The organism is Enterococcus sp. 3H8_DIV0648 (genome assembly GCF_002140655.1).
Lineage (GTDB): Bacteria > Bacillota > Bacilli > Lactobacillales > Enterococcaceae > Enterococcus_A > Enterococcus_A hulanensis.
This window is the reverse complement of sequence record NZ_NGLG01000001.1, coordinates 818,615-825,822: the sequence shown is the minus strand read 5'-3', so window position 1 is coordinate 825,822 and position 7,208 is coordinate 818,615. Positions and strand designations below refer to the sequence as shown.

The following is a 7,208-nucleotide window of genomic DNA, read 5'->3' as shown; positions in this document are numbered from 1 at the left end:
ATGTGGGTCAGTGGGTAATATACAGCCTGAGCCTTACCTAAAATATCTTTGCTCTGAACCGTGCCGAATGATCGGCTGTCTTTAGAGATTCGCCGATTATCTCCTAATACGAAATACTCATTTTTCGGCAGCTGTCGTTCACCAAGCAGCTCCTCCAGTTGGAAATCCGTCGTATAGGGAGAAACTTGATGATCATGATTTCGGTTGTTGGTAAGAAAAGATTCTGAAACTTTCTCGCCGTTAATATAAAGTTGATCCTTGTCATAGCGAACCTCGTCGCCTGGCAGCCCAATCACACGTTTAATATAGATTGTTCCATCAGGTTGTTGAAAAACGATCACATCAAAACGCTTCACCTTGCTGAATTTTTCCATCAGAATCATATCTCCTTGAGTTAGCGTTTGGTCCATTGAATTACCAGTTACAGGAACTGGAATCAATAGAAATCCGCGAACAATCACTCCTACAAAGAGGGAGATTATAAAATATTTGACACCTAACCATAAGTGGTTTTTCGTAAATAAATCTTTCAACTCGTCCCCTCCCTGTAACAAAAAACACCTGAATAAACTCTGTTACTTATTTTTGAGCGTTTCAATAGCTTTAGCATAGGCGACATCATTAGATTTGACAAGTTCGAATACTTTTTCTTGCAAAGCATCGATCGTTTTATCATCCAACGCACCGGTTGCCGATAGGTTGTTTTCGGTTTGAATCTCCGCTACAGCATCTCTTGTAGCTTCATTAAAGGAATCGCCATCGGTGGGATAGCCCAAGGCCTTTAACATCGTATTGATATTTTCAATCGCATCGCCAGAATCGCCGATACGCCAATTAGACTGCTTCGAAATCGGCGGAAGCTTTGCGTATTCGGGATAATCCGCTTCGATAGTCGGCGCCACACCTTTTCCTTCTACTGAGCTTCCATCTGGCGCAAACCATTTCATGATCGTTAACTGAACATAATTGTCCTTTCCAATCTGGCTGAGACTCTGTACACTGCCTTTGCCAAAGGTATTTACTCCAATAATGGGATAATTTTTATTCTTAACTGCAGCCGCCAGCAGCTCGGCACCGTAAGAACTTTCTTGATCAACCAAAAAAACAGTTGGTTCTTTGACTTTGAAACCTTGGTCAATCTTTTTTCCCGCTTTATCAATCGAAATGACTTTTTTGTTATTTGAAAATTGAGCGATGGTGTCCCCGTTTTCGAGAAAATAGCTTGCTACGCGTTCCGCTTCTGCCATTAATCCACCCGAATTTTGTCGCAAATCAATAACAAAAGATTTCGCGCCTTCTTTTCGTAATTGCTCAATAATCGTTCGAAATTCTAATGCTGTGGTTTCGCGAAAATTATCAATTTGAATGGAACCAATCGACTTATCGTTTTTATCAAGATTTCCTTTGACTGTGTCTTCTGGTACGACATCTCTCTCAATTGATACTTCAAATTTTTCATCATCCCGTTGGATCAATAGTTTGACTTGTGTGCCTTTTTTTCCCCGAATCATGCTTGACACTTGATCTAATGACTTATCCTGCGTCTTCTTACCGTCTACTTCCAGAATAATATCCTCAGCCTTCAGCTTCGCCTTTTCAGCGGGGGAATTTTTGACAGGTACACGATCGATCACAGGCAGGCGATTTTCAAGTTGTAGGTTAGCTCCGATTCCTTCAAAGCTACCAGCTACTTTCGCATTTAACTCTTTTGTTTCCTTTGCTGTTAAAAATTCAGATTCAGGGTCTTTCAAGGATTCGGTCATTCCGTTAAGAGCTCCTTGAATCAACTGCTCTTTATCAACTTTATCGACATAATTTGTGCTGATCAGATCGTACAGATCTTGGACATCGTCTAGATCATTTCTAGTGATTTTAACAACCGAGTCATTATCCATCGCTTGTTTTTGTTCAATAAAATGAGTTACTACCGCAGTGATAACAATAGTACATACAATCGATATTAAAAAAATCGATACTGGTAACGTTTTTTTCTGCAAGGCGCATTTTCCTTTCACCCTTTTTTTCATGATAGCACGCTAGAAAAAAAAGGAAAAGCCTTCAACAACTTTTCCTTCTTAATTATTTATTGTTTTCTAGATATTTATCCCAAACTTGATCAAAAAGATCCATCGAGTCTAAATAATCGACACTTAACTCCAAGTAGTCAGTAATCTCATGATAATCCTCCGATTGTTTTGGAAACATGATATCTTTTGCAACTGCTCCGGCAAAAGCTTCGACAGGATCATTGGGTCGATGCCCACGCTGTGTCAAGATATAATGATAAAAGCTTCTTCTCACTTACTTCACCTCGATGACTACTAATGATTCTGATCAATCGTCCGCCTTCTTTTCTTTTGGTAAATATAAACTGAATTGAATATCATCACCAACAAGATCAATGTGGTTTGCTTTGATAAACATGCCGTTATTCAATTTGAACTCATTTAATTTCAAAACAATTGTTTGCTCTTCTGCATCGATAGCTACCCATTTAGGAAATTTGTATCCGCGCTTAACGGTTGCCATCACTTGGCTCACAGGTAGATTCAAAGAACCAATCGACAAATCACGGGCTTTTAATTGAACATTGCCATTATCCATAACATATGGGTCAAAGTAAAGATAAAAGTCGACTTTTGCACCTAGAATTTTAAATTCACCTTTTAGCATAGCTTGGTTTTCTAAATAGAATTCATATTTGACGTCTGATCCCTTTTGCAAATCATTCAAAAAATATTCCATTACAGTATTCAATTTTTTCTTATTTGTATTCATCGATAAAACAGGTGAACCTTTGGGTACTGTTGTTTCACTGCTTGGTGGCAGATTTGTTTCTCGTGCGGTAAATATTCTAACCGTTGAGAAAATAATACCGCCTAAAATGATGCCGATCAAAATCAGAAAAGCAATTTTCCAACCATTGATTTTCTTCTTCGTTTCTTCCATTAATTGCTCTCCTTTATTAACCATAAATCCTTCGTATCAACTATTTTTTCTCGAATAGCCGTAGCCATCAATTGGTAGCCTAAGTTATTCGGATGAAAATTGTCCTCATCATAAAGCGCATTATTTTTAACCTCAGAGCTTGAGCTTTCAGTCGTTTCCTCAGTATCTTTGGTTGCGATCCCTTTGTACAATAAATCGTTCACAGGAACAAAAAAGCAATTCGCTGTTTCCTTTGTCAAACTTTCAGTCTCATCGTTCCAATTGTCTACAACTGTCTGCATCGCCTTGATATCTGGAAAGTTCAAGTAATACGGATTATAAATGCCGACTACGTAAATTGGCGCTTTAGGATTTAATTCTCGCATTTCAGCTAAAATATCGCTGACTTGTGTACCATATTTTTTGATTGAACGGTCAAATTGTTTGGCGGTTTTAGCATTGAGATTCTTTTGAAATGCTTGGAAGAGATCGTTTCCTCCCACCGTCATCGTAATAATGTCCGCACTGGCTAAACTGTTTCGCAAATCAGAATCTTTTTTTACGCGCTTTAAGATTTGATCACTGCGTTCGCCAGAAACGCCATAGTTATCTTTCTCAACAGAAGACAACTCAAAATTTTGTTGTAAAGCATCCGCTACTAAAGGCACATAGCCTCCACGTTTAGTTTCATCACCGACTCCTTCAGTCAGTGAATCTCCCACTGCAACAAAGTGAACCGATTTTTTATAGTTCTGGCTTTCATCCTTCACAACGTGAATTCGCGACTCCGCTTTAGGAATTGTCAAGAAAAGGATGAGTAAGGTAGCCACAGCTGCTGCTAATGGAATCAATATCGTTGAAAATCGTTTCATTCATCTACTCCTTTTGTAAAAAAACGCCTCTATTGCTAGAGGCAGGTACAACTAATCTGTGTAATACATGATTGCAAAGGCCCCAGGTCCCGTATGTGTAGCAACAATTGGGTTGGTATGCAAAACTGGAATGTGCATATCAGGGAACATTTCCTGCAGTGCTTGTTTAGCCTCATCAATAAAATCCAGTTTACCCGCATAGGATATCCCAATTTGCTTCACATTGACTTTTGCAAGTTCATCCATAAACGATGCAAACCATTTACTAAACGTTTTTTTACCGCGGCCTTTTGTTATCGGCAGCAGCTCGCCATTTTCAAGTTCCATAACAACACGCATATTAAGTACACTGGAAATGACTCCTGCTACTCGGCTGATACGCCCGCCCTTTACAAGATTATCAAGTGAAGAGATACCGATGAATAACTTGCTATGGTTCTTTACTTGTTCAACGCCTGCTAAAACCTCATCCAACGTAGCGCCTGACTGAGCTAATTTAGCAGCCTCGATTACTTGAAAGGCTTGCGATTGGTCGATAAAGTCACAATCAATGACTGTTACATTGCTGCTGCTTAAAAATGTAGCTTGTCGCGCAGCTTCAGCGGTACCGCTTAATGTATGAGACATGTGGATGGAAACGATTGAACTGCCATCTTTTCCTAGCTCATCATAGAGTTCTGCAAAATAGCCAATCGGCGGTTGACTCGTTTTAGGCAGGTTTTTGGCCTGCGCCATCATCTCCATGAATCGCTCCCCAGTCAACTCATCATCATCTGGATAAACCACGTCATCAATCATCACTGATAATGGGATTACAGTAATATTTAATTCATCTCGTACAGATTTTTCAATCGTACAAGAAGAGTCGGTTACAATCTTAACATTTGGCATTATGATCCTTCTTTCCATACCTAGTTTCAAATTAATTTCAGTATATCAAACCTCATGAAATAAATCATTGTTGAAACTATTTCTTTACAAATCTTGAAAAAACCGTATCACTAGCTCTCGGCTCTTTCATAAGTTTCAAAATAATAACGATAAGGATTTTTTTCGTCTTTTGGTCCTTGTTTTCGCTCTGTCAGCTGCCACTTATTCCAAGATACCTCAGTAAAATAGGCATCCCCTTCAAAACAATCTTCGATAAAAGTTCGATAGATTTTTTCACAGTGGGTCATAAATTCTGTATAGATAGCAGAACCTCCAGCGATAAAGACCTTTCCTTGATTCGCTTGATCATAGGCAAGAACTTCGTCTAATGAATGCATAACCATTACATTTTCAGCTTGATAATCCTTATCCCTAGTCAAAACGATCGTTTGACGGTTCGGCAATGGTCGGCCACCCATTCCCTCAAACGTTTTACGTCCCATCACTAAGGTGTGATTGATCGTGGTTTCTTTAAAAAAGCGTAGATCATTTGGCAGATGCCATGGTAAGCGATTGTTCTTACCAATCAAACCATTTTTATCCTGCGCCCAAATCGCGATCAGCATAATATTCCTCCTATTTATATAGTATTTATTATTGCTCTTTAAATAAACAGATTAATTTTCTTCCACTATTTCACTTAGATACTCCCAACGGGTCATCTTTTCTTCTAAGGCTTGTTCAGTTTGATCTATTTCTTTTTGAAGATCCTGCAGCTTAGTGAAATCATCGCCTTGATGATTCATGGCTTCTGTTAGTTCCTCTATTTTATTTTCCAGCAAGGCAATATCGTCTTCTATCGTTTCCCATTCTTTTTGTTCGTTATAGGAAAGCTTTTTCTTGCGCTCTTTGGGTTGCGATTGTGGCTTCGTTTTAACAGTTTTTTCTTCCTTATTTGTTGTTTGCTGTTCCAAGTAATTCATAATCGAACCAAAATAAGAAACGATTTTACCGTTGCCTTCAAAGATCAACAGTTTTTCTGCAACTTTATCTAAGAAATAACGATCATGAGAGACTGTAATCACTGCTCCTGAAAAATCGTGCAAGTAATCTTCCAGAACGGTTAAGGTTGCAATATCTAAATCATTGGTCGGTTCATCTAACAACAAGACATTCGGCTGTTGAATTAATAACTTCAATAAATAGAGACGTCTTTTCTCACCACCGGATAATTTTCCAATCAACGTGCCATGCATAAAACGAGGAAAGAGAAATCGTTCTAGTATTTCAGCTACACTGATTTGAGAACCATCTCGTTGTTTTACCTCTTCGGCTGCTTCCTGTAAATAAGCAATCATCCGCTTATTGGGATCTAATGTTTCATTTTGCTGGGTATAATAGGCCAAACGAACTGTCTCACCGACCTCAATTACTCCATCATCTAGTGGAGTTCGCTCAGCTAAAATATTGAGCAAAGTTGATTTTCCAGCTCCATTTTTACCAGTGATCCCTAGACGTTCATTTGTTTGAATCAAAAGGTCAAAATGATCCAGAAGCGTTTTTCCTTCAATTGAATAAGAAGCTTCTTTTAATTCTAAAACTTTTTTGCCTAAACGAGTAGTTGCAATGTTCATTTCAAGCTGACCATCAGTTTTAACTTGATGTAAATTTTCTTTTAAATCTTCAAATCGATTGATCCTTGCTTGTTGTTTGGTTGTTCGTGCCTTGGCACCCGCTCGCATCCAAGCCAATTCCTGTTTGAATAGTTGCTTTCTTTTGCCCTCTTGTTCAACAGAAATTCGATCACGCTCTGCCTTTTCTATTAGATAAGCTTCGTAATTCCCTTGATACTCATACAGTTTGCCAAAAGACAGCTCAAAAATACGATTCGCTACATGATCTAAAAAATAGCGGTCATGAGTGACCATCAAAAGTGAACCAGTATAGTTTTTTAAATAGCTTTCTAACCACTGAATTGCATCATAATCCAAATGGTTAGTTGGCTCGTCTAATAATAATAGATCAGGTGCATCAATCAGAACCTGCGCCAATGCCACTCGTTTTATCTGCCCACCGGAAAGTTCGCTGATTTTTTTGTCTAAGGTGTCGATACCTAACTTATTCAAGATTGCCTTGGCTTCACTATCAGCTGTCCAAGCGTCTTGCTTATTCATCGCTTCTTCTGCTAACGTAAATTTTCGTTGGGTATCTGCATTATTATCAACCGATAATTCCAGCAAGACTTTTTCGTATTCACGGACTGTCTGCATTAATGGATTGTTTCCTTGAAAAACAGCATCCAAAACCAATGTTTCATCAGAAAAATTTTGCTCCTGTGATAAATAGCCGATTCGGTAATCACTGGCCTTTTCAATCGCCGAAACATCGCCGTCGCCGCTATCTTTACCAGCTAAAATAGTTAATAGACTGGATTTTCCTGTTCCGTTGACCCCAATCAAACCAATTCGATCCTTTTCATGAATCAAAAAAGAGATGCGGTCAAATAATGTTTTATCACCAAAGGTCTTATATAACTCT

Annotated in this window: 8 protein-coding genes; all 8 read right to left on the bottom strand. The window is 38.6% G+C overall.

Annotated features, from left to right (window positions below; all coding sequences use genetic code 11):
* On the bottom strand, positions 1-533 hold a 533-nt coding region (lepB, locus tag A5875_RS03850), incomplete at its 3' end, for a signal peptidase I (RefSeq protein ID WP_088932384.1).
* A 42-nt stretch (positions 534-575) separates the two neighbouring features.
* The gene (locus A5875_RS03845; protein WP_088934623.1) at positions 576-1,997 is read right to left on the bottom strand and encodes a S41 family peptidase; all 1,422 of its coding nucleotides are present in this window, start codon (positions 1,995-1,997) and stop codon (positions 576-578) included.
* A gap of 82 nt (positions 1,998-2,079) precedes the next feature.
* Complete coding sequence (locus A5875_RS03840; RefSeq protein WP_088932383.1) at positions 2,080-2,301, bottom strand: YozE family protein; 222 nt, start codon at positions 2,299-2,301, stop codon at positions 2,080-2,082.
* 33 nt (positions 2,302-2,334) lie between these two features.
* Positions 2,335-2,949, bottom strand: a complete 615-nt coding sequence (locus A5875_RS03835) for a YpmS family protein (RefSeq protein ID WP_141108268.1) — start codon at positions 2,947-2,949, stop codon at positions 2,335-2,337.
* Positions 2,949-3,800, bottom strand: coding sequence for an SGNH/GDSL hydrolase family protein (locus A5875_RS03830; RefSeq protein WP_088932381.1), 852 nt, complete (start codon positions 3,798-3,800; stop codon positions 2,949-2,951). Before A5875_RS03830 ends, A5875_RS03835 begins: the two co-directional genes overlap by 1 nt.
* Before the next feature lie 51 nt (positions 3,801-3,851).
* Positions 3,852-4,691 (bottom strand): DegV family protein, encoded by an 840-nt coding sequence (locus A5875_RS03825; protein ID WP_088932380.1) that lies wholly within the window; start codon positions 4,689-4,691, stop codon positions 3,852-3,854.
* A gap of 110 nt (positions 4,692-4,801) precedes the next feature.
* A complete protein-coding gene (locus tag A5875_RS03820) occupies positions 4,802-5,296 on the bottom strand; it encodes a dihydrofolate reductase (protein WP_088932379.1) in 495 nt (164 codons plus the stop codon).
* 51 nt (positions 5,297-5,347) lie between these two features.
* A partial coding sequence (locus tag A5875_RS03815; protein WP_088934622.1) for an ABC-F family ATP-binding cassette domain-containing protein occupies positions 5,348-7,208 on the bottom strand: 1,861 nt, incomplete at its 5' end.

What these genes read in the sequence shown, in the direction of transcription:
- A5875_RS03820 (WP_088932379.1), bottom strand. Translation starts at nt 5,296, where the DNA reads ATGCTGATCGCGATTTGGGCGCAGGATAAAAATGGTTTGATTGGTAAG.
- A5875_RS03830 (WP_088932381.1), bottom strand. Translation starts at nt 3,800, where the DNA reads ATGAAACGATTTTCAACGATATTGATTCCATTAGCAGCAGCTGTGGCT.
- A5875_RS03835 (WP_141108268.1), bottom strand. Translation starts at nt 2,949, where the DNA reads ATGGAAGAAACGAAGAAGAAAATCAATGGTTGGAAAATTGCTTTTCTG.
- A5875_RS03825 (WP_088932380.1), bottom strand. Translation starts at nt 4,691, where the DNA reads ATGCCAAATGTTAAGATTGTAACCGACTCTTCTTGTACGATTGAAAAA.